18 protein-coding genes and 1 tRNA gene are annotated in these 20,782 nt (G+C 58.7%); 10 read left to right on the forward strand and 9 right to left on the reverse strand.

Annotated features, from left to right (window positions below; translation table 11 throughout):
- Positions 1 to 2: 2 nt before the first annotated feature.
- A complete protein-coding gene (locus ACTYEO_RS02345; protein WP_449322095.1) occupies positions 3 to 776 on the forward strand; it encodes a LamB/YcsF family protein in 774 nt (257 codons plus the stop codon).
- 5 nt (positions 777 to 781) lie between these two features.
- Here ACTYEO_RS02345 and ACTYEO_RS02350 read toward each other — a convergent pair whose 3' ends face one another.
- The gene (locus tag ACTYEO_RS02350; RefSeq protein ID WP_449322096.1) at positions 782 to 1,618 is read right to left on the reverse strand and encodes a LysR family transcriptional regulator; all 837 of its coding nucleotides are present in this window, start codon (positions 1,616 to 1,618) and stop codon (positions 782 to 784) included.
- Between the two features lie 108 nt (positions 1,619 to 1,726).
- Here ACTYEO_RS02350 and ACTYEO_RS02355 point away from each other — a divergent pair, with 108 nt between their 5' ends.
- From ACTYEO_RS02355 to ACTYEO_RS02375, 5 genes are read left to right on the forward strand one after another with little or no spacing between them, the layout of a single operon-like run.
- Complete coding sequence (locus ACTYEO_RS02355; protein ID WP_449322097.1) at positions 1,727 to 2,326, forward strand: amino acid synthesis family protein; 600 nt, start codon at positions 1,727 to 1,729, stop codon at positions 2,324 to 2,326.
- Positions 2,298 to 3,080: an alpha/beta fold hydrolase gene (locus ACTYEO_RS02360; RefSeq protein WP_449322098.1), complete on the forward strand. Its 783-nt coding sequence runs from the start codon at positions 2,298 to 2,300 to the stop codon at positions 3,078 to 3,080. The genes ACTYEO_RS02355 and ACTYEO_RS02360 overlap by 29 nt, the downstream gene beginning before the upstream one ends.
- A complete protein-coding gene (locus ACTYEO_RS02365; RefSeq protein WP_449322099.1) occupies positions 3,077 to 3,592 on the forward strand; it encodes a flavin reductase family protein in 516 nt (171 codons plus the stop codon). The genes ACTYEO_RS02360 and ACTYEO_RS02365 overlap by 4 nt, the downstream gene beginning before the upstream one ends.
- Positions 3,593 to 3,603: 11 nt before the next feature.
- Positions 3,604 to 4,638, forward strand: coding sequence for an LLM class flavin-dependent oxidoreductase (locus ACTYEO_RS02370; protein WP_449322100.1), 1,035 nt, complete (start codon positions 3,604 to 3,606; stop codon positions 4,636 to 4,638).
- Between the two features lie 8 nt (positions 4,639 to 4,646).
- Positions 4,647 to 6,125 (forward strand): aldehyde dehydrogenase, encoded by a 1,479-nt coding sequence (locus tag ACTYEO_RS02375; RefSeq protein WP_449322101.1) that lies wholly within the window; start codon positions 4,647 to 4,649, stop codon positions 6,123 to 6,125.
- 758 nt (positions 6,126 to 6,883) lie between these two features.
- Here ACTYEO_RS02375 and ACTYEO_RS02380 read toward each other — a convergent pair.
- The 6 genes from ACTYEO_RS02380 to ACTYEO_RS02405 form a co-directional block, all read right to left on the reverse strand.
- Positions 6,884 to 6,958: transfer RNA gene (locus ACTYEO_RS02380), tRNA-Glu, on the reverse strand.
- 108 nt (positions 6,959 to 7,066) lie between these two features.
- Positions 7,067 to 8,812 carry a single-stranded-DNA-specific exonuclease RecJ gene (gene recJ / locus ACTYEO_RS02385; protein ID WP_449322102.1) on the reverse strand — a complete coding sequence of 582 codons (1,746 nt, stop codon included), beginning with the start codon at positions 8,810 to 8,812 and terminating at the stop codon, positions 7,067 to 7,069.
- Positions 8,809 to 9,372 (reverse strand): cysteine hydrolase family protein, encoded by a 564-nt coding sequence (locus ACTYEO_RS02390; RefSeq protein ID WP_449322103.1) that lies wholly within the window; start codon positions 9,370 to 9,372, stop codon positions 8,809 to 8,811. The genes recJ and ACTYEO_RS02390 overlap by 4 nt, the downstream gene beginning before the upstream one ends.
- Before the next feature lie 6 nt (positions 9,373 to 9,378).
- Positions 9,379 to 10,350, reverse strand: coding sequence for a class II fructose-bisphosphatase (gene glpX / locus ACTYEO_RS02395; protein ID WP_449322104.1), 972 nt, complete (start codon positions 10,348 to 10,350; stop codon positions 9,379 to 9,381).
- A 123-nt stretch (positions 10,351 to 10,473) separates the two neighbouring features.
- A complete protein-coding gene (locus tag ACTYEO_RS02400; RefSeq protein ID WP_449322105.1) occupies positions 10,474 to 11,760 on the reverse strand; it encodes a homoserine dehydrogenase in 1,287 nt (428 codons plus the stop codon).
- 89 nt (positions 11,761 to 11,849) lie between these two features.
- A complete protein-coding gene (locus ACTYEO_RS02405; protein ID WP_449322106.1) occupies positions 11,850 to 12,161 on the reverse strand; it encodes a hypothetical protein in 312 nt (103 codons plus the stop codon).
- 21 nt (positions 12,162 to 12,182) lie between these two features.
- Between ACTYEO_RS02405 and ACTYEO_RS02410 the strand changes: the two genes are divergently transcribed.
- Positions 12,183 to 12,764 carry a TetR/AcrR family transcriptional regulator gene (locus ACTYEO_RS02410; protein ID WP_449322107.1) on the forward strand — a complete coding sequence of 194 codons (582 nt, stop codon included), beginning with the start codon at positions 12,183 to 12,185 and terminating at the stop codon, positions 12,762 to 12,764.
- Here the strand turns inward: ACTYEO_RS02410 and ACTYEO_RS02415 are convergent.
- Positions 12,728 to 13,774, reverse strand: a complete 1,047-nt coding sequence (locus ACTYEO_RS02415) for a fatty acid desaturase (protein WP_449322108.1) — start codon at positions 13,772 to 13,774, stop codon at positions 12,728 to 12,730. The two genes, ACTYEO_RS02410 and ACTYEO_RS02415, sit on opposite strands and share 37 nt — an antisense overlap.
- Before the next feature lie 196 nt (positions 13,775 to 13,970).
- Positions 13,971 to 15,266, reverse strand: a complete 1,296-nt coding sequence (gene glyA / locus ACTYEO_RS02420) for a serine hydroxymethyltransferase (RefSeq protein WP_449322109.1) — start codon at positions 15,264 to 15,266, stop codon at positions 13,971 to 13,973.
- Positions 15,267 to 15,487: 221 nt separating this feature from the next.
- Here glyA and ACTYEO_RS02425 point away from each other — a divergent pair, with 221 nt between their 5' ends.
- The 3 genes from ACTYEO_RS02425 to ACTYEO_RS02435 all read left to right on the forward strand — a co-directional run bounded on the left by ACTYEO_RS02425 (position 15,488) and on the right by ACTYEO_RS02435 (position 20,778).
- Positions 15,488 to 16,255 carry an NAD kinase gene (locus ACTYEO_RS02425; protein WP_449322110.1) on the forward strand — a complete coding sequence of 256 codons (768 nt, stop codon included), beginning with the start codon at positions 15,488 to 15,490 and terminating at the stop codon, positions 16,253 to 16,255.
- A 126-nt stretch (positions 16,256 to 16,381) separates the two neighbouring features.
- Positions 16,382 to 18,661 (forward strand): NADP-dependent malic enzyme, encoded by a 2,280-nt coding sequence (locus ACTYEO_RS02430; protein ID WP_449322111.1) that lies wholly within the window; start codon positions 16,382 to 16,384, stop codon positions 18,659 to 18,661.
- A 221-nt stretch (positions 18,662 to 18,882) separates the two neighbouring features.
- A complete protein-coding gene (locus tag ACTYEO_RS02435) occupies positions 18,883 to 20,778 on the forward strand; it encodes a propionyl-CoA synthetase (protein ID WP_449322112.1) in 1,896 nt (631 codons plus the stop codon).
- Positions 20,779 to 20,782: the final 4 nt, after the last annotated feature.

The raw sequence follows: 20,782 nt of genomic DNA on the forward strand, positions 1-20,782 counted from the left end.
ACATGCAGGCAAGTGTCGATCTGAATGCCGATATGGGCGAGGGGTTCGGCCCATGGCCAATGGGCGCGGATGATGCTCTGTTGGAGGTGGTTTCCTCGGCCAATATTGCTTGCGGGTTTCATGCGGGCGATGCGGATGTGATGGCGCGTGTCATGGCGCAGGCGGTGGCGCGCGATGTCGGGATCGGTGCGCATCCTGGCTTTGCCGATCTGCAAGGCTTTGGCCGCAGGCGAATGGATTTGAACCATTTAGAGCTGGGAAACCTCGTCCGCTACCAGATAGGCGCGGCGCAAGCGATGGCGCGGGCGGCGGGTGGTTCGGTCAGGCATCTTAAACTGCATGGCGCTTTGGCCAATATGGCCTCAGAGGATGTTGATATGGCGCGGGCCTGCTACGAGGCGGCCCTGTCGGTCGCGCCCGAGATCATCATCATGGTTTTGGCAGGCACAGCACAGCAACAGGCCGCAACCGATCTGGGGTGCAAAATGGCCTGCGAGATTTTTGCTGACCGTGCCTATAACGATGATTGCACTTTGGTGGATCGACGCAAGGCGGGCGCTGTTATTCATGACCCCGAGCGTGCGGCGGCGCGTATTCTCGAAATGCTGTGCGCAGGTGCGATCATCTCGGAAAGCGGCAAGCATATCCCTACTCGGATCGACACGATCTGCCTGCATGGCGACACGCCCGAGGCGGTGCAGATCGCTGGCGGGCTACGCCGTGAGTTGGAAGGGGCAGGCGTTGCGGTCAGGGCCTTTGAAGGCGCGCGCGGCTGATCCCGCTAGAGCGAGAGTATCCAGTCACAAAAGGACCGCGCGGCCATCGTATCGGTGTTGCGGTTCAGGAAATACGTTTCCTCCGCTTCGATTGCGTGATCATCGGCACGGATCAAGCGGCCTGACTTGATCGCCCGCAATGCAAGATATTCGCTTGTCAGGGCAATGCCTGCGCCATCGGCTGCCATTTGCAGCGCGGTGCCATAAGAATCACAAAACAGGTTAGGCTGAAGCAGGCCGAAACCCGCCGTATCCCCCCATTTGCGCCACCCGCTTGAGACGCCAACCGCCTCGATCAACGGGGCTTGCGAGATGTCTTGGTCAAAATCAGGTGCGCGCACGGCGACCAAGCGATCAGGGAAAAGCCGCTGCGCCGCAGGGCCTGCCTGTTTTTCCGAGGCAAAGCGGATATCGACATCGGCTCTGACAGCGCTGAATTCATCGGACCAGATCGTGCCTTTGAAATGGATATTCAACTCGGGATGCGCGGCTGTGAAGGCCTTGATCTTGGGCGAGATCACCCATTGCAACAGGCTGACGGACGCCGCAACGCTTACACTGGTTTTCGCGGGGCCAGGTGCAAAGGTCTCGGTCGCTTGGGTCAGCGTATCAAGGGCTTTGGCGATTGTGGGCAGCAGTTTGCGCCCCTCATCGGTCAAGGACAGGCCGCGCGCATGGCGTGTGAAAAGGGCCGTTCTCAGGCGGGTCTCGAGGCTTTTGATCTGCTGGCTGACAGCCGATTGGGTCAGACCCAATTCTTGAGCGGCGGCGGTGAAATTCAGATGTCGTGCCGAGGCTTCAAAGGTTCGAAACCAAGTCAGCGGAGGAAGGCTGCGCGCCATGGAGTCAATCCCGATATTAATATTCCTAATACCTAAGCCATCATTTCTTTCGTTTGTCAAAACGCGGCCCGATCCGCGAGATGGGCGCACAAATGCCAAGAGGAAAAGATGACCCCTGAAATCAGAAAAATCGTCACCTTCGATGAAGAGGTCCTCATCGAGGGGTATCGCGCAGCCGAGACGCCTTGGCGGATGTTTGCCGTGGCGGCTGTGGTGAAAAACCCTTGGGCTGGTCGCTTTGTCGAAGACCTCAAGCCCGAAATCCAAGCCTACGGCCCGGTTTTGGGTGAATTGCTAACCGACCGCATGATCGCGCTTGCTGGCAGCGGTGACGCGATCGAGGCCTATGGCAAGGCGGCGGTTGTCGGCCTTGATGGCGAGGTGGAGCATGCCTCGGGGCTGATCCACACCCTGCGTTTTGGCAATCATTACAGGCAGGCTGTGGATGCGAAATCCTACCTGTCCTTCACCAATACGCGCGGGCCCGCCAATGCGCCGATCATGGTGCCTTTGATGGATAAAAATGATGCGGGTCGGCGCTCGCATTATTTGACCATTCAATTCGCTATCCCCGATGCGCCGCGCGCCGATGAAATTGTCGTCGTCCTCGGGGCTGCCACAACGGGCCGTCCACATCATCGTATCGGTGACCGCTATCAAGACCTTAAGGATCTCGGACATGACGTGGATAACCCAGCCTCGGTCTAGCATAGGCCGACTGTCGCTGATCGCGGCGGGGCAGGGTGATCCTTTGATCATCCTGATCCACGGGGTTGGGCTGCGTGCAGAAGCTTGGGGCGGGCAGCGCGAGAGCTTGGCCCAATTGGGCGAGCTGCGCGCGGTGGATATGCCAGGTCACGGTCACAGCGCGGGCCTGCAGCCCATTGCGGATTTGCAGGACTTTACGGATGCCATGGCGGTAGCCCTTGATCGGCCCGCAATTGTCATAGGCCATTCCATGGGGGCGATGATCGCCCTTGATATGGCAGTGCGCTACCCTGCGAAAGTGGTGGGCATCGCGGCGCTTAACGCGATCTATAGGCGGGGGGCTGAGGCGCAGGAGGCTGTTCTTGCCCGCGCGGATGCGCTGGATGGCACCAGTTTGCCTGACCCCGAGCCAACTTTGAACCGCTGGTTCGGCAACGCCGATAACCCTGAGCGCCAAGCCTGTGCTGCGTGGCTTGGTGGTGTTGATCCAGCCGGCTACCGCGCGGCCTATAGCGTGTTTGCCCGCGCCGATGCGCCAAGCGATGCGGCTTTGAGCCAGCTTGCGATACCCGCCCTTTTCGTCACTGGCGCGCAGGAGCCGAACTCCACCCCCGCCATGTCAAAATCCATGGCCGATCTGGCTCCTCATGGCCACGCCACGATCATTGAAGGGGCCGCCCATATGATGCCGATGACCCATGCCGAGGATGTTGCGCATTTGCTTTGTGATTTCGTCAAGGGATGCATCCAATGACTGTGATCGATCAATCCAGCCTGCGCGCAGCATTTGGGGACTATGTCACAGGTGTCACGGTTGTCACGGCGCGGGATGCGCAGGGAAGCCCTGTGGGCTTTACGGCCAATTCCTTTACCTCGGTCTCGCTTGACCCGCCGCTATTGCTGGTCTGTCCGGGGCAGTTTTTGTCCAGCTTTGAGGTGTTTTCCACCTGCTCGCATTTTGCGGTCAGCGTTTTGGCGGCGGATCAGCAGGAGGTCTTGGATGTATTCGCGCGCTTCAAAGGTGATCGTTTCGCCCGTGTGCGCCACAGCTACGACCTCCATGATGTACCGGTGATTGATGGTGCGGCGGCGCAGTTTTCCTGTGTCACGGCCAAGATCATCCCCGCGGGCGATCATGTCGTCTTGATGGGGGAGGTGCGGGATGCCGCGCGCAATGATGCAGCCGGCCTCGGCTACGCAGATGGCGCATATTTTCAACTTGGGAACGGTCCGTCAAACGCCCCCGTTCATGCCCCCACAACCTGAAGGAGATGCATATGGATTTCTCGCTCTTTGTTCATATGGAACGGCTTGATGCCAACCAGCCTCATGATGATCTTTACGAGGATTTTATCGGCCTGTGCAAAATGGCTGATGACGGCGGTATGCACGCGATCTGGACGGGGGAGCATCACGGGATGGAATTTACCATCGCCCCGAACCCGTTCTTGTCGATTGTCGATCTAGCCCATCACACCAAGAATGTGCGCCTTGGAACAGGAACCGTGGTTGCGCCCTTCTGGCACCCGATCAAGCTGGCGGGCGAGGCGGCTGCAACCGATTTGATGACCAAAGGACGCTTGGAGATCGGGATCGCGCGTGGGGCCTATTCCTATGAATATGAACGCCTGCATCCCGGATTAGATGCGTGGGAGGCGGGCCAGCGTATGCGCGAGAGCACGCCTTTGCTGCGCAAGCTTTGGGCTGGCGATCATGCGCATGAGGGTGAATTTTACAGCTTTCCAGCCACCACATCCGCCCCCAAACCCGCCCAAGCCGATGGCCCGCCAATCTGGATCGCGGCGCGTGACCCGAACAGCCATGAATTTGCCGTCCATAACGGTTTCAATGTGCAGGTGACCCCACTCTGGCAAGGCATGGAGGAGGTGGAAACCCTGATGTCGCGTTTCAATGAAGCCTGCGATACATATGAAGGACCCCGTCCCAAGGTCATGCTTTTGCATCATTCCTATGTCGGTTCCGATGCTGATGACGTGGCCCAAGCAGCAACGGAGCTATCGCGCTTTTACAATTACTTTGGCGCATGGTTCCAGAATAAGCGCCCCGTCCAGCAAGGCATGATCGAGCGGCTGAGTGATGAGGATATAGCGGCCAATAAAATGATGGCGCCAGAAAACATGGCGCGCGATTTGACCATTGGCACCGCCTCCGAGGTTATTGACCGCATCAAGCGGTATGAAGATCTTGGCTATGATGAATTTGCATTCTGGATCGATAGCGGCATGAGCGCCGAGCGCAAACGGGCCTCGCTTGCCCGCTTTATCGGTGACGTGATGCCAGCATTCGGTTAGGGACGGGTATGGAACAGATTGCGCATTACAAGCTTTTCATTGATGGCGAATGGGTCGAGGGCAGCGAAGGTCAGGTGATGACCTCAAGCAACCCCGCAACGGGTGACACTTGGGCGAGTTTTGCTTGCGCCAGCGCGGATGATGTTGAGCGCGCCGTGCAGGCGGCCAACCGTGCCTTGCAGGACCCCGAATGGCGCGACATGACGCAGACGGCGCGTGGCAAGCTTCTGTATCGTTTGGCTGATCTGATCGTGGAACATGCGGCCGATCTTGGCCGGGTCGAAACGATGGACAGCGGCAAGCTGCTGGCGGAAACCTCCAGCCAAACGGGCTATGTGGGCGATTACTACCGCTATTATGCGGGGCTGGCCGATAAGATCGAAGGCGCGGTTTTGCCAATCGATAAGCCCGATATGCATGTGTTCACGCGGCGCGAACCGATCGGGGTTGTGGCCGCGATTGTGCCTTGGAATGCGCAAATGTTTTTGACTGCGACCAAGCTGGGGCCAGCCTTGGCCGCAGGCTGCACCGCTGTTCTCAAAGCCTCGGAAATCGCGCCTGCGCCAATGCTGGAATTTGCGCATTTGATCGAAAAAGCGGGCTTTCCGCGCGGTGTGGTATCAGTGGTCACGGGCGACGCCGAGAATTGCGCCATTCCTTTGACGCGCCACCCCATGATTGACCGTATCGCCTTTACGGGTGGGCCGGAAACCGCGCGCCACGTTGTGCGCAATTCGGCCGAAAATTTCGCGGTGACAACGCTTGAGCTTGGCGGCAAATCCCCGATTATTGTGTTTGACGACGCCGATCTGGATGGTGCCGCCAATGGGTTGATCGCAGGCAATTTTGGCGCATCGGGCCAAAGCTGCGTGGCGGGATCGCGCGGGTTGATCCATCGCCCCGTCTTGGAAAAGCTGATTGCGAAGATCTCGGAAAAGGCGGCTGGCATTGTGGTGGGCGACCCTCTGGAGGCAAGCACACATGTCGGGCCGCTTTGCACCAAAGCGCAGATCGACGTGATCAAATCCACCTTGGCCAAGGCGCAAACCCAAGGTGCGCGCATCCATTTCGGCGGCACGCCTGAGGATCGGGCGGGCAATTACATGGCACCAACGCTGATCGAATGCGCAAGCCCGCAAACCGCCACCTTGCAGATCGAGATGTTTGGCCCCGTGATGTCGCTCTTGCCCTTTGACACCGAGGAGGAGGCCATCGCGCTGGCCAATAGCACCGAGTTTGGCCTTGGCTCAGGTATTTTCACCCAGAATATCGCGCGGGCGCATCGTGTTTCGGGCCGTCTTCGCAGCGGGATTTGCTGGGTCAACACCTATCGCGCGATCTCGCCGATGGCGCCTTTTGGCGGGTTCAATCAATCGGGATATGGTCGGGAAGCGGGTGTGGAGGCGGTGCTGGATTACACACGGACCAAAACTGTCTGGATCAATACCTCGGACGCGCCGATGGCAAACCCCTTCGTCATGCGCTGAAGGCGCGACCTGTTGTTGCGTCGACTTTATCCAGTTGTCTTTTTGTTTTCTGCCCCCGTGTAGGCTCTTACTCCGAGCAGAACTACTTCGCGTGGGATAGCCGCACGATTGTTCAGGCCCATGCTAAGGCAGAACTCACCCTCGGCTATCAGGCATCTAACAGCACACGTCTATACGGCATAGCTGGTGCTTGGCGCCGTGACGTGCGGAGCGGCGCGACTGCAAGTTATACCATCAACGACACGGCAGTGAGCTACAACGGCGGCGTATACGACGACACTATCACGTCCCTCCGCCTTGGCGTAGGACACAGCCTTGCCAACGGCGCAGTTGTGAGTGCTGAAGCCATGGCACTGGACAGTAGCAACGCCGACAGCAGCTGGGGAGCCAGCATCGGTATCGCTGCGCGGTTCTAAACTGCACGTCTAACCTTATGCCCTAAAACCGCATTTCCACCCCAAGGACTGCGCTGGAGCGGCGTGAGCTGCCGACCTTATCTAGGGCAAAGCGGAAGCAACGCGCGCGCGGGCGGGAGCAAACACGCAGCCACGCGCGTGGGACGGTGGCTCGCGCTAATCGTAACATTATGTCTGAGTTCGGCGCATGATTTGCCAGATCAGTCTATTTTAAGAAATTTTTTGGCCTGCACGTATCGCCATTTACTTGTGAAAGCGTCATGCGCTGTGGGGACGAATATGGGGGTGCGAGGCTTTAATGTTTACTAAGCCATTAAATTTATTTGGTGATTTACGGAGAAGTGGCAGCCCGTAGGGGAATCGAACCCCTCTTTCCAGGTTGAAAACCTGGCGTCCTAACCGATAGACGAACGGGCCACTCGTGGTGGGCGGTTATTAGGAAAACCCGAGGGGGGGCGCAAGAGGATTCTCGCTTGGCTCAAATCTTTTTTGAGTGTCCCGCGAAACACCAAAGAAAACGCGGCTCTAGCTGCTCCATGCTGCGTCATCCAAACGCAGTTGGGTGCGCTGGCGTCCTTGCCAGTGATTGACCTCGATCCGGCCAGCGGCATGGAGTTTGCGGCCCTGATGGTTTGAAAGCGCGTCAAACAGGCCCGATTGCACCGCATTGAAGCAGATCGCATCCAGCGTCACGGGGCCACCATCGCCAAGGGTCAGTTTCAGGTGCCCCTCGCCGACAGGTTTGCAGAATTTGATGCGCATATCGGGAAAGACAAAGCGCGGGGCGGGGGCGCCTGCACCAAAGGGGCCAGCGGCCTCGATCTGGTCGATCAATTCGGGTGTTGCGGCCTCGGTCATCATCACACCGTCAAGGCGCAGATCGGCGGGGCCCGCCTCGCCTGCGCCCTGTTTGGCCATCAACTCCGTCAAGCGCGCCATTGCAGGTTCAAGCTGTGCGCGGGTCAGGCTAAGGCCTGCGGCCATGCGGTGCCCGCCGCCTTTGAGCAACAAGCCCTCAGCCGCGAGTTTCTGGATCGCGGCACCCAGATCAACGCCCGAGATAGACCGCCCCGAGCCTTTTCCGTCATCGCCGTCAAAGCCGATCACAATGGCGGGGCGGTTGGTGGCTTCTTTCAGGCGGCTGGCCACAATCCCCACAACGCCTGGATGCCAGCCATCGGCGGCAGCCCAGACCAGAGGAGCCTCCGCGCCGCGGGTTTTGGCCTGCTCCATGGCTTCGTCGCGCACCCGCGCCTCGATCTCGCGGCGATCTGTATTGAGATTATCAAGCCGTTTGGCCATCGTGGCGGCCTGATGCGGGTCGGTGCTGGCCAGAAGGCGTGCGCCCAGATCAGCCTCACCGATGCGTCCGCCTGCATTGATGCGCGGCCCCAGAACAAACCCAAGATGATAGGAGGAAGGCGCACGGTCCAGCCGCGCAATATCGGCAAGCGCCACAAGCCCCACACGGTCGCGCCGCCCCATCACGGTCAGCCCCTGCCGTACAAAGGCACGGTTGACCCCTGTAAGCTGCGCCACATCCGCCACGGTGGCCAGCGCCACCAGATCAAGCATCGCCATCAGATCAGGGCCTGCAACGCCCTCAGCTCGCAGCCTGCGATTGACATCAACCAGCAGCATAAACACCACGGCCGCCGCGCAGAGATGGCCGAGCGCGCCATCCTCATCCTGCCTGTTCGGGTTCACGACAGCCACGCAATCCGGAAGCTCAACGCCTGCCAAGTGGTGATCCAGCACAATCACATCCGCCTCTTTCGCGGCGGCAATCGGGCCATGCGATAGAGTTCCGCAATCCACACAGATGATCAGATCATGCGCGCGGGCCAGATCGGCCATGGCGGCTTCATTCGGGCCATAGCCTTCATCAATGCGGTCGGGGATATAAAGGGTGGTGTTCAGCCCCATCTGGCGGAACCAATCTATCAGCAGGGCGGCCGAGCTGCCGCCATCCACGTCATAATCGGCAAAGATCGCCACGCGTTGCTTGGCCTTGACTGCGGCCAGTACCCGTAAGGCGGCAGGCTCCATATCCTTCATGGTCATCGGGTCGGGCAGCAGGTCGCGCAAGGCGGGTTTGAGAAAGCTTTGCGCGGCTTCAGGGGCTACCCCGCGTTTGGCCAGAACCTGCGCTACGGCAGGGGGCAAGGCAGCTTCGCGGGCGATGGCATCTGAAAGGCGTTCCTCGGCACTATCAGGCCCGACCCAACGCCGCCCCGTCAGTGAGTGATCAACGCCCAGAAAAGCCGTCATGGCTGGCCATCCAGAAGCTCCGCCACCGAGACCGCTTGCGCGAATTCACCGTGCAAATGTGAGATCGCGGTTTGATGGATCGCCTCGGGCTCCAATGGCGCAAGGCCAGCCTGCCAGCTTGTATCGGCATTAACAGCGAAACTTGCGCAGGCGTCATGGGCAAGGCGGACGCCAAAGCCCAGATTGGCCGCCATCCGAGTGGTCGTCGAGACGCAATGCGGCGTGGTCAGGCCGCAGATCACCAGATCACAGATGGCATTGCTGCGCAGATGGGCCTCAAGGTTTGTGCCGATGAAGGCGGAATTGACCGATTTCTCGAAAACGGGTTCGCCGCCAATCGGTGTGACCTCGGGCTTGAAATCAATCCCGCCCGTGGCTGCGCCCAAGGGGCTGCCGGGCTCAGTGCTGAGATGGCGCACATGCAACACGGGCGCGCCGTGCTTGCGCCAATGGGCCAGCAGCGCGCCCGCTTTTGCTTCGGCATCAGGGTTGTTGCGCGCGCCCCAAAGGGGGGCGTCAAAGCCTGTCTGGAAATCAATCAGGATTAACGCCGCTTGCATCTGGGCTCACGTTGTTGGGTTGCGATAGGTCATCCGGCGGATCGAGCCCGTTTTCGATCGCATCAGGATTGTCTCGGTCGTCATATATCCGGGCTCGCGCTTGATCCCTGCAAGGATGGATCCTGAGGTCACGCCCGTCGCCGCGAAGATCACATCCTGTGTGACCATCTCATCGCGGTTATAGATACGGTCCAGATCGGTGATGCCTGCTTTGGCGGCGCGGGCCTTTTCATCCTCGTTGCGGAACAAAAGGCGGCCCCACATCTGCCCGCCCATGCATTTCAGCGCGGCGGCGGCCAACACCCCCTCGGGCGCGCCACCTTGGCCCATATACATATCAATGCCCGTCAGCTCGGCCTCGGCGGTGTGGATCACGCCTGCAACATCCCCATCGGTGATCAGGCGGATCGCAGCGCCTGTGCTGCGGATTTCGGCGATCATGGCTTCGTGTCTCGGGCGCTCTAGCACACAAACGGTAATATCGGAGGCCGCACAGCCACGCGCCTCGGCAAGGGCTGCAACCCGCTCGGTGGGGGACATATCAAGGCTGACAACATCCTTGGCAAATCCCGGGCCGATGGCCAGTTTGTCCATATAGGTGTCTGGCGCATGCAGCATCGAGCCGCGCGGCCCCATCGCGATGACGGTCAAGGCGTTTGGCATATCCTTGGCGGTCAGCGTGGTGCCTTCCAACGGGTCGAGTGCGATATCCACCTCAGGCCCTGAGCCTGTGCCCACTTCCTCACCGATATAGAGCATCGGGGCTTCGTCACGCTCGCCCTCACCAATCACAACGGTGCCACGAATATCGAGCTTGTTGAGCTGCTCACGCATCGCGTTCACGGCGGCTTGGTCCGCTGCCTTTTCATCGCCGCGTCCGATCAGGTCTGCCGAGGCAAGGGCCGCCGCTTCTGAAACACGCGCGAGGCCGAGCGAGAGCATACGGTCATTGAAATCGGTCGTTGAATTGGCAGACATCGGTTTTCCTTACCTAGGAGATACTATCCTTGGGGTTACCTGTCCGTCGCGGCATCGGCAAGTCACCGACAGGCGACTGTCTGCGCTAACATCGAGAAAAAACCAAAAAAGGGACGGCTTGGGTCAGACCTCTTCGATGCGCAGCGCAACGGGGGTGCTTTCCAAGACGCCTGTTTCGGGCAAATCCTTTAGGGCCGCATCCAGTGACGGGCGCGCGGTTTTATGCGTGACGATCAAAACGGGCGCGTGATCTTCGGGGTGATCATATTGGCGCATCCGGTCGATCGAGATGCCATTATCTCCCAGAACGGTCGCGACCTTGGCCAGAGCGCCGGGCTTATCCTTGAGATCCATACGGATGTAGTAGCGGCAAGGCCCCGATGCGCTTGCGGCGGGTGCGTCCATCAGGCCGCGAGCGGGCTGGCCGAAGGTTGGCACACGAATGCCGCGCGCCAGATCGCAAATATCCGACAGCACAGCGCTGGCGGTGGGGCCTTCGCCCGCGCCCGCGCCGCGCAGCACGATCTGGCCCACGCTATCGCCTTCAAGCACAACCATATTGGTGCCGCCTTCCAACTGGCCAAGCGGCGATGTCGCGGGAACAAGGCAGGGGGACATGCGTTGCTCAAGGCCACGGCCCGTCATCTGGGCCACGCCAAGCAGTTTAATCTTATAGCCCATATCGGACGCACGCCGGATATCTTCGATTGTAATCGCACCGATGCCTTCCAAAGCGACCGAGGCGAAATCAACCTTGGTGCCATAGGCGATGGAGCTGAGAAGGGTCAGCTTATGGGCCGCATCAATGCCGCCGACATCCAAATTCGGGTCTGCCTCCAGATAGCCAAGCCCGTCTGCTTCATCAAAGGCTTCTTGATAGCTGAGGCCTGCATTTTCCATACGGGTCAGGATGTAATTGCATGTGCCATTCATTACCCCCATCACGCGGGTGATCTGATTGCCTGCCAAGCCTTCAGTCAGGGCCTTGATGACGGGAATGCCACCCGCAACGGCGGCCTCGAACCGCAAGGCAAGGGAGGTGTCTTCGGCCGCTTCCGCCAAAGCCTGCCCATGCAGGGCCAAAAGGGCCTTATTGGCGGTGACCACATCTTTGCCCGAGGCGATCGCGGCCTCGGTTGCGTCTTTGGCAGGGCCTTCCGAGCCACCCATCAATTCAACAAAGACGTCGATATCATCGCGTTTGGCCAAGGCGACAGGGTCATCTTCCCATGCAAAGCGGCTTAGGTTCACGCCGCGATCCTTGTCTTTGGAGCGGGCTGAGACGGCAACGATCTCGATCGGACGGCCACAGCGCTTGGCCAATAGATCGGCTTCGCGCTGGATGATTTTCACAACCCCCACGCCGACGGTTCCAAGGCCTGCAATTCCAAGGCGCAAGGGGTCAGACATGGGAGATCTCCAATCAGGCAAAGGCAAGTTCAATGACCCGTTCCTGTTACCCAACTCGGATGGGAGGTGCAACGCAGGCGTGCAGAGTTTTACAGAGCCATATTTCGCAAGATGGCAGCGCGCCCTCGCAGAGCGGCGGCGCGGGCTTCCAGTGTTTCGCCTTCCGCAGCGGTATCCAGCGGCTCAAGGGCGTCGCGCTGGCTCAAAAGGGGCCCGAGCGGCACCAATTCGGGGAAATCAGCATTCTGGGAGGTTTCGCTCAAACGCGCGTCCAATCCCGGAAGCGGGTCTCCGCAGGCGGAGAGGGTCATGGCGATGCCCAGAAATATGAGGCCTAGAATGCGCATGCCGTCTCGATACAGCGCCTTTGCGCGCAGGTCCAGCGCGCTTGAATTGAACATCTGTTCATATAGAATGCGCGCATGGCAAGAAAACAAGGCAGTCACGCTGATATCACGGGTCCGAAAGTGCGCGCCGCTGCGCTGAAACTCTTTGCGCGGCACGGGTTTGCGGCTGTTTCCATGCGCCAGATCGCGGCGGAGGTCGGGGTGCAGGCAGGCGCGCTCTACCTATATACGCCCGATAAACAGGCCCTTCTATTCGAGTTGATGCGCGGCCATATGGAAGAGCTTTTGGCCGATTGGGTGCCACCTGATGCGCCGCCCTTGCAGCAGCTTGAGGATTTCACCCGCCATCATATCGGGTTTCACCTTGAGCGGCCCGAATTGGTCTTCATCGCCTATATGGAACTCAGAAATCTGGAGGTGGGGAATTTCGCCATCATCGAAGGCCTGCGCCGCGATTATGAAGAACGGCTTGAAGCGGTGCTACGGGCAGGGCAGGCGGCGGGCGATTTTGCGGTGCCCGATACCAAATTGGCGACCATGGCCATCATCGCCATGCTGACGGGCGTGACCACATGGTTTCGCGAGGGCGGGCGTTTGGACCGTTTGGAGGTCGAAGCGATCTATTGGGATATGGTGCGCAAGGCAGTCGCGGCCTGAGGGGCCTTTTCTTTGGGGAAGGGCACAAGCCGTCCTGCGTCTTCATCCCAGAGCTTCAAGGTGAAACTGCGAAAGGCTTCGCGCCAACGAATTGTTGGAATATCATAATGCTCACGTAGGGCGCGGTGACAATTGCGCAGTCTGTATGAGGGGATATTGGCGTTGAAATGGTGGATGTCGTGATAGGTGATATTGGCCACCGCCAAGTCAAACCACCAGCCAAGATCAAGCGCTGAGGCCCCTTGAAGGGCGGCTTGCGCATAATTCAGATCAGGCTTTCGATCCCAATAGGTGTCTTCGAAATTATGTTGCAGATAGACAAGGAAGACCCCGACCGAGCCCGCGACAAATACCGTTGAGAGATAGACCGCGACGCCTGTAATACCGAAGCCGCTCCAGATCAGGGCGACCCAAAGCGCGATGCCGAGATTGTGGAGAACCACCTCGCGTATGCCGATTTTGGCGACATTGCGCGGCCAGCGATAGGCCAGCACATAGGTGTATAACCCGCCAATCGGGATCATCAGGAATGGGTTGCGATAGAGCCGGTAAAACAGCCTTTGCACAAAAGGGGCCTCCTCCCATTCGCGCAAGGTCATTGTCTTGATCTCGGTCGTATGACGCTCATCAAGATTGCCGATATGGGTGTGATGCTCATTATGGTTGAAGCGCATCACGCTAAAGGGCGTCAGGGTGAATACCGACAAGCCATAGCCTGCCCAAGTATTGCGTCTTGTGGTGGAAAACAGCGAGGCATGGCCGCAATCATGTTGCAGCACATACAGCCTGACGCTGGCCAAACCCGTAAGCAAGATCGCAGGCAGGCTGAGCCAGAGGTTCGGCCATGAGGCCAGCGCGGCAAAGAGCGTGGTGAAATAAACAAGGAAAGTCGCTGAATACGAGACCGCTGCGATCCTGTCATCGCGCTTGGCCCATTCGCGCGTGAACGCGCGAATTTCGCGTTCCGCTTCTTTTCGAAAAACCTGTTCAAACGCCAGCTTGGAAGACATCACAAAGCCCCCACCGAAATTAAAAACACCACATGCGGCGAAATATACCGCGCGTCGGGCAGTAAACCCCTGCTTCCCACGCAGTGTGCCCTGCTTCTAATTTGGCCTCAATCCTGCGCGGATCAAGGGGCTGTTTTTGTGAAATTAGTTAACGCAGGGCGGCTAAAGATAAGCCGCCCTGCGTAGGTATTGGGCATTACTGGGATGGGTAGATCGGGAAGCGTGCGCAAAGTTCTTTGACTTCAGCGGCAACCTTCGCTTCAACCTCGGCATTGCCATCAGGGCCGTTTGCGGCAAGTCCATCCACCACTTCGACGATCCAATCCGCGATCTGGCGGAATTCAGGCTCGCCGAAACCGCGGGTTGTGCCTGCAGGGGTGCCAAGGCGCACACCGCTGGTGATCATCGGCTTTTCGTCATCGAAGGGGATGCCGTTTTTGTTGCAGGTGATATGCGCCCGCTCGAGTGCCTTCTCGGTGGCATTGCCCTTCACGCCTTTGGGGCGCAGGTCAACCAGCATCAAATGCGTATCGGTACCGCCTGTCACGATATCAAGGCCACCTTTCATCAACTGATCAGCCAAGGCTTGGGCGTTCAGGATGACTTGGGCCTGATAATCCTTGAATTCGGGGCGCAGCGCTTCGCCAAAGGCAACCGCCTTGCCCGCGATAACATGCATCAAGGGGCCGCCCTGAATGCCAGGGAAGATGGCCGAGTTGCATTTCTTTGCAATCGCCTCGTCATTGGTCAGGATCATGCCGCCACGGGGGCCACGCAGGGTTTTATGCGTGGTGGTTGTAGCCACATGCGCATGGGGGAAGGGCGATGGGTAATGGCCAGCAGCCACCAGACCCGCGAAATGCGCCATATCGACCAGCAGATATGCGCCAACGCTATCCGCGATTTCGCGCATTTTTGCGAAATCGATGATGCGCGGGATGGCCGAGCCACCTGCGATCAGCATTTTCGGCTTATGCTCAAGCGCCAATTCGGCGATCGCGTCATAGTCAACTTCGAGGTCTTGCTTGCGCACGCCGTATTGGATGGCGTTGAACCATTTGCCCGATTGGTTCGGCTTGGCGCCATGCGTCAGGTGTCCGCCTGCATCAAGGCTCATACCGAGGATCGTATCACCAGGCTGGAGAAGGGCTGTGAACACACCTTGGTTTGCTTGGCTGCCCGAATTGGGCTGCACATTGGCAAAGTCGCAGCCGAACAGCGCACAGGCGCGCTCAATCGCGAGGTTCTCGGCGATATCGACGAATTCGCAACCACCGTAATAGCGACGGCCCGGATAGCCTTCGGCGTATTTATTGGTCATCACCGAACCCTGCGCTTCCATGACGGCAGCGGAGACGATGTTCTCGGATGCGATCAATTCAATCTCGTCGCGTTGGCGACCGAGTTCCTTGCGGATCGCGCCGAAAATCTCGGCATCGCGCGTTTCTAGCGTTTCGGTAAAGAATCCTGCGTCACGGTGGGGCGCGTTCATGAGCTATCTCCTCGGGGCAGCTTGTATGGGGTCGACGGGAAGCGTCGTTCTGCATCCTTTAAGGCAGAACCCGCCTGTCGAAAAGTGCGGATTCCGTCGCATCAGCGTCATATAGAGGCATCACATGCGCTTTCCAGTCGATTTGGGAGCGGATCGGGGATTGAGTTTCCAATCGGCGCGGTGGATGGTCACAGCAATTAAGCCATAGCTCGAGAGAGATCATGCCCGCAGCGCGCAACATAGCCTTTCTGGCCTCGGACGCCCCGCTTGCCCAAGAGGCGCAGGCGCGTTTGTCCGAGCGCTATGGTCAACATCGCCCGCAAGATGCCGATGTTATCGTCGCGCTGGGCGGGGATGGCTTTATGCTTGCCACCTTGCACGCGACCCAAGCGATTGAAGCGCCCGTCTATGGCATGAATCGCGGAACGGTCGGGTTTTTGATGAATGAATATACCGAAGATGGCCTGATCGAGAGGTTGGAGGCGGCCGAGGAGGCTGTGCTGAACCCGCTTCATATGCGGGCCGTGTCGGGCAATGGTCGCGTAACCGAGGCGCTGGCTATCAACGAGGTCAGTTTGCTTCGTGCAGGTCCGCAAGCCGCCAAGCTGCGCATTTATGTTGATGGCAAGGAACGGATGTCTGAGCTGGTTTGCGATGGTGCGCTTTTGTCCACGCCAGCGGGGTCCACGGCCTATAACTACTCGGCGCATGGGCCGATCCTTCCAATCGGCTCGGATGTGCTGGCTTTGACGGCTGTTGCCGCCTTCCGCCCTCGTCGCTGGCGCGGCGCCTTGCTGCCGAAAAAGGCGGTCGTGAAATTCGAGGTGCTTGATCCCGAACGCCGCCCTGTGATGGCCGATGCGGACAGCCATTCGGTACTGGATGTGCATGAGGTGGAAATCCGCTCGGAAACGGATGTGGAGCATCGTATCCTCTTTGATCCGGGTCATGGGTTGGAAGAGCGGCTGTTGCGGGAGCAATTTGTTTAATTTCGACAGGCTCGAAAGCCGTGATTGGGATTAAATTGACTGAGCAAACCGCTGCCTGCTGGTGCGGCGTTAGAAAGTAGTTTAAGGCTAAACCAAATTTCAGACCGTGACGTTTCGAGAGGCCAAATGACCGAAGATCACAAAGACGGACTGCGCGCCGCTGCCCTGTTTTATCACGAGAATCCAAAGCCGGGTAAGCTGGAGATCAGGGCGACCAAGCCTTTGGCAAACGGGCGCGATCTTGCTCTGGCCTATAGTCCGGGGGTGGCCGAGGCCTGCCTCGAGATCAAAACCGATGCTGCGAACGCGGCCCGCTACACAGGCCGCGGCAATCTGGTGGCTGTTGTCACCAATGGCACGGCGGTTCTGGGCTTGGGCAATATCGGGGCGCTGGCGTCTAAGCCTGTGATGGAAGGCAAGGCAGTTCTGTTCAAGAAATTCGCAGGCATTGATTGCTTCGATATTGAATTGAACGAACCCGACCCCGAGAAACTGGCCGATATCGTCTGCGCGCTCGAGCCGACCTTCGGGGCGATCAATCTTGAGGATATCAAAGCGCCCGATTGCTTTATCGTTGAAAAAATCTGCCGTGAGCGGATGAATATCCCCGTTTTCCATGATGACCAGCATGGCACCGCCATCGTGGTGGGGGCTGCCGCAACAAACGCGCTGCATCTGGCAGGCAAGGCGTTTGAAGATATCAAAGTTGTCTCCACGGGTGGCGGGGCTGCGGGCATTGCTTGTCTGAATATGCTTCTGAAGCTGGGTGTGAAGCGCGAGAATGTCTTTCTCTGTGATCTAGATGGGCTGGTCTATAAAGGCCGCGAGGCGGGCATGACCCCGCAGAAAGCGGATTATGCGCAAGGGGAAAGCGCCGCGACGCTTGCCGATGTGATTGAAGGGGCCGATCTGTTTCTCGGTCTGTCTGGCCCGGGTGTGTTGACCCAAGACATGGTCGCTAAAATGGCTCCAAAACCGATCATCTTCGCCTTGGCCAATCCATCGCCCGAAATCCAGCCGGATGAGGTGCGCGCAGTTGCCCCTGATGCGCTGATCGCCACGGGCCGTTCGGATTTCCCAAATCAGGTGAACAATGTGTTGTGCTTCCCCTTCATCTTCCGAGGGGCTTTGGATGTCGGTGCGACCGAGATCAATGATGCAATGAAAATTGCCTGTATCGAAGGCATCGCGCAAATGGCGCGCGCCACCACAAGCGCCGAAGCCGCCGCTGCCTATAAGGGCGAACAACTGACATTCGGGCCTGAATATCTGATCCCGAAACCTTTCGACCCGCGCCTGATGGGGGTTGTTGCAAGTGCCGTTGCCAAGGCGGCGATGGACTCGGGCGTGGCCACGCGGCCTTTGGAGGATGTGGAGGCCTATAAGGCCAAGTTGAACCAAGCCGTGTTCCGCTCGGCATTGATCATGCGCCCCGTCTTCCAAGCAGCGGCCACCACCACACGCCGCATTGTTTTTGCCGAGGGTGAAGACGAGCGGGTGCTGCGCGCCGCGCAAGCCATGCTGGAGGAAACCACCGACAAGCCGATCCTGATCGGGCGCCCTGATGTGATCGAGGCGCGCGCCGAGCGGGCGGGCCTGACGATCAGGCCTTCCGTGGATTTCGAATTGGTGAACCCCGAAAACGACCCGCGCTACCGCGACTATTGGCAGACCTATCATTCGGTGATGGCGCGCAAAGGCGTCACGCCCGATCTGGCACGGGCCATCATGCGGACCAATTCAACCGCGATCGGGGCTGTGATGGTCCACCGTGATGAGGCCGACAGCCTGATTTGCGGGACATTTGGTCAGTATCTATGGCATCTGAACTACATCACCCAGCTTTTGGGCGGGGAAGGGCGCCACCCCGTAGGGGCGTTGAGCTTGATGGTGCTGGAAGATGGCCCATTATTCATCGCCGATACCCATATTCACCAATCGCCAACCCCTCAGCAGATTGCCGAAACAGTGCTGGGTGCGGCGCGCCATGTCAGACGCTTCGGGATCGCGCCCAAAATTGCGCTTTGTTCGGGCAGCCAGTTTGGCAATCTCGACAGCGATAGCGGCCGGCGCATGCGGGCGGCTTTGGACATCCTCGACGCGATGGAGCTTGATTTTGCCTATGAGGGTGAGATGCATATCGACTCCGCGCTGGATGCCGAACTGCGTGCACGCATCTTCCCGCAATCGCGGCTGGAGGGGGCGGCCAATGCGATGGTATTCGCCAATACCGATGCGGCAGGCGCGGCGCGCAATGTGCTTAAGATGAAAGCAGGCGGGCTGGAGGTTGGCCCGATCCTGATGGGGATGGGCAATAAGGCGCAGATCGTGACCCCGTCGATCACGGCGCGCGGGCTTTTGAATATCTCGGCCCTCGCAGGGACGCCTGTGTCGTTTTACGGCTAGGCTTAGGGCGCGATTTTAGCGGATCAAACGGGGCAGGGTTTGCAAACTCTGCCCCGTTTTGCATCCTTGTTATGCTGGTTTGTGGGCTTTGCAAATTTGTCTGTGGGCTTATCCATAAATATGCAAATTTTTGAACCCTTCGCCCTTTGATTTGCCCCAAGAGGCTTGCCGTTTGCATCTTTGGTCTCGTATCAATTGATGGCTTTTGAGGAGGAGCCATCATGGATTACCAACAGATATACGCCCAAGCGACATCCGACCCCGAGCGTTTCTGGATGGAGGCCGCGTCTGGCATCGATTGGGATGAAGACCCCTCGAAAGCGCTCTTTGCCGAGAATGCGCCGATTTATGAATGGTTTGCAGATGGCAAATTGAATGGCTGCTGGAATGCTGTCGACCGTCATGTCGAGGCGGGCCATGGCGAGCGTTTGGCCATTATCCATGACAGCCCCGTAACGGGCTCGGTTCATAAAATCACCTATTCCGAGCTGCGCGATCGCGTGGCGTCCCTGGCGGGGGCGTTGCGTGCCAAGGGGATCGGCAAAGGCGACCGCGTTATCATCTATATGCCGATGGTGCCCGAAGCGTTGGAGGCGATGCTGGCCTGCGCGCGGCTTGGCGCGATCCATTCGGTCGTGTTCGGGGGCTTTGCGGCGCATGAATTGGCGGTGCGGATTGATGACGCCAAGCCCAAATGCATCATTGCAGCCTCCTGCGGGATCGAACCGGGGCGCGTGGTGGCTTATAAGCCGCTGCTGGATGGCGCGATTGAAGGAGCTACCCACAAGCCCGATTTCTGCGTGATCTTCCAACGTGACCAGCAAGTGGCCGAGATGGTGCCCGAGCGCGATCTGGATTGGCACGGGTTCCAATTCGGGGTCGAGCCTGCTGAATGCGTCCCTGTTGAGGGCAATCACCCTGCCTATATTCTCTACACGTCGGGCACGACGGGGCAGCCCAAAGGTGTTGTGCGCCATACCGCGGGCCATCTGGTCGCGCTGAATTGGTCGATGCGCAATCTCTATGACATGAACCCCGGCGAGGTCTATTGGGCGGCCTCGGATGTGGGTTGGGTCGTGGGGCATTCCTATATTTGCTACGCGCCGCTGACCTTTGGCTGCACCACGATTGTCTTTGAGGGCAAACCAGTTGGCACGCCCGATGCGGGCACGTTCTGGCGCGTGATCCAAGATCATAAGGTCAAATGCCTCTTCACCGCCCCCACAGCCTTCCGCGCGATCAAGCGCGAGGACTCGCAGGGCGAATTAATGGGGAATTATGACATCTCGAGCCTTGAGAGCCTGTTTTTGGCGGGGGAACGGGCTGATCCCGATACGATCATTTGGGCGCAGGACAAGCTTGGCGTGCCCGTGATCGACCATTGGTGGCAGACTGAGACAGGCTGGTGCATCGCGGGCAACCCGCTTGGCATCGAAGCTATGCCCGTCAAGATCGGCTCACCTTCTGTGCCGATGCCAGGATATGATGTGCAAATCTTGGATGAGGGTGGCCATCCCGTCAAAGATGGTGATCTTGGCGCAATCGCCGTCAAGCTGCCCTTGCCGCCCGGCACCTTGCCCACGCTCTGGAACGCAGAGGAGCGGTTCTTCAGAGCCTATCTCGAACATTTCCCCGGTTACTACGAGACGGGCGATGCGGGCTATAAGGATGAGGATGGCTATCTCTATATCATGGCGCGTACTGATGACGTGATCAATGTGGCGGGCCACAGATTGTCCACGGGCGGCATGGAAGAGGTTCTGGCGGGGCACCCAGATGTGGCGGAATGCGCCGTGATCGGTGTTGCCGATGATTTGAAAGGCCAGTTGCCGCTTGGCTTTCTCTGCCTCAATAGCAATTCCAAGACAGCCCCCGAAGATGTGGTCAAAGACTGCGTCAAACTGGTGCGCGAAAAGATCGGCCCCGTCGCGGCCTTCAAGCTGGCTGTTGTCGTGGACCGTTTGCCAAAAACGCGGTCTGGCAAGATTTTGCGCGCCACGATGGTCAAGATCGCGGATGGGCAGACGTTCAAAACGCCTGCAACCATTGATGATCCTGTGATCTTGGACGAGATTTCCACCGCTCTCGCCACATTGGGCTACCCCAAGTCAAGTTGAGCTT

This window comes from Rhodophyticola sp. SM2404, assembly GCF_053570515.1.

What these genes read in the sequence shown, in the direction of transcription:
- ACTYEO_RS02430 (WP_449322111.1), top strand. Translation starts at nt 16,382, where the DNA reads ATGACCGAAGATCACAAAGACGGACTGCGCGCCGCTGCCCTGTTTTAT.
- ACTYEO_RS02345 (WP_449322095.1), top strand. Translation starts at nt 3, where the DNA reads ATGCAGGCAAGTGTCGATCTGAATGCCGATATGGGCGAGGGGTTCGGC.
- ACTYEO_RS02365 (WP_449322099.1), top strand. Translation starts at nt 3,077, where the DNA reads ATGACTGTGATCGATCAATCCAGCCTGCGCGCAGCATTTGGGGACTAT.
- ACTYEO_RS02405 (WP_449322106.1), bottom strand. Translation starts at nt 12,161, where the DNA reads ATGTTCAATTCAAGCGCGCTGGACCTGCGCGCAAAGGCGCTGTATCGA.
- ACTYEO_RS02360 (WP_449322098.1), top strand. Translation starts at nt 2,298, where the DNA reads ATGACGTGGATAACCCAGCCTCGGTCTAGCATAGGCCGACTGTCGCTG.
- ACTYEO_RS02355 (WP_449322097.1), top strand. Translation starts at nt 1,727, where the DNA reads ATGACCCCTGAAATCAGAAAAATCGTCACCTTCGATGAAGAGGTCCTC.
- glpX (WP_449322104.1), bottom strand. Translation starts at nt 10,350, where the DNA reads ATGTCTGCCAATTCAACGACCGATTTCAATGACCGTATGCTCTCGCTC.
- ACTYEO_RS02415 (WP_449322108.1), bottom strand. Translation starts at nt 13,774, where the DNA reads ATGTCTTCCAAGCTGGCGTTTGAACAGGTTTTTCGAAAAGAAGCGGAA.
- recJ (WP_449322102.1), bottom strand. Translation starts at nt 8,812, where the DNA reads ATGACGGCTTTTCTGGGCGTTGATCACTCACTGACGGGGCGGCGTTGG.
- ACTYEO_RS02410 (WP_449322107.1), top strand. Translation starts at nt 12,183, where the DNA reads ATGGCAAGAAAACAAGGCAGTCACGCTGATATCACGGGTCCGAAAGTG.
- glyA (WP_449322109.1), bottom strand. Translation starts at nt 15,266, where the DNA reads ATGAACGCGCCCCACCGTGACGCAGGATTCTTTACCGAAACGCTAGAA.
- ACTYEO_RS02425 (WP_449322110.1), top strand. Translation starts at nt 15,488, where the DNA reads ATGCCCGCAGCGCGCAACATAGCCTTTCTGGCCTCGGACGCCCCGCTT.
- ACTYEO_RS02370 (WP_449322100.1), top strand. Translation starts at nt 3,604, where the DNA reads ATGGATTTCTCGCTCTTTGTTCATATGGAACGGCTTGATGCCAACCAG.
- ACTYEO_RS02435 (WP_449322112.1), top strand. Translation starts at nt 18,883, where the DNA reads ATGGATTACCAACAGATATACGCCCAAGCGACATCCGACCCCGAGCGT.
- ACTYEO_RS02350 (WP_449322096.1), bottom strand. Translation starts at nt 1,618, where the DNA reads ATGGCGCGCAGCCTTCCTCCGCTGACTTGGTTTCGAACCTTTGAAGCC.
- ACTYEO_RS02390 (WP_449322103.1), bottom strand. Translation starts at nt 9,372, where the DNA reads ATGCAAGCGGCGTTAATCCTGATTGATTTCCAGACAGGCTTTGACGCC.
- ACTYEO_RS02400 (WP_449322105.1), bottom strand. Translation starts at nt 11,760, where the DNA reads ATGTCTGACCCCTTGCGCCTTGGAATTGCAGGCCTTGGAACCGTCGGC.
- ACTYEO_RS02375 (WP_449322101.1), top strand. Translation starts at nt 4,647, where the DNA reads ATGGAACAGATTGCGCATTACAAGCTTTTCATTGATGGCGAATGGGTC.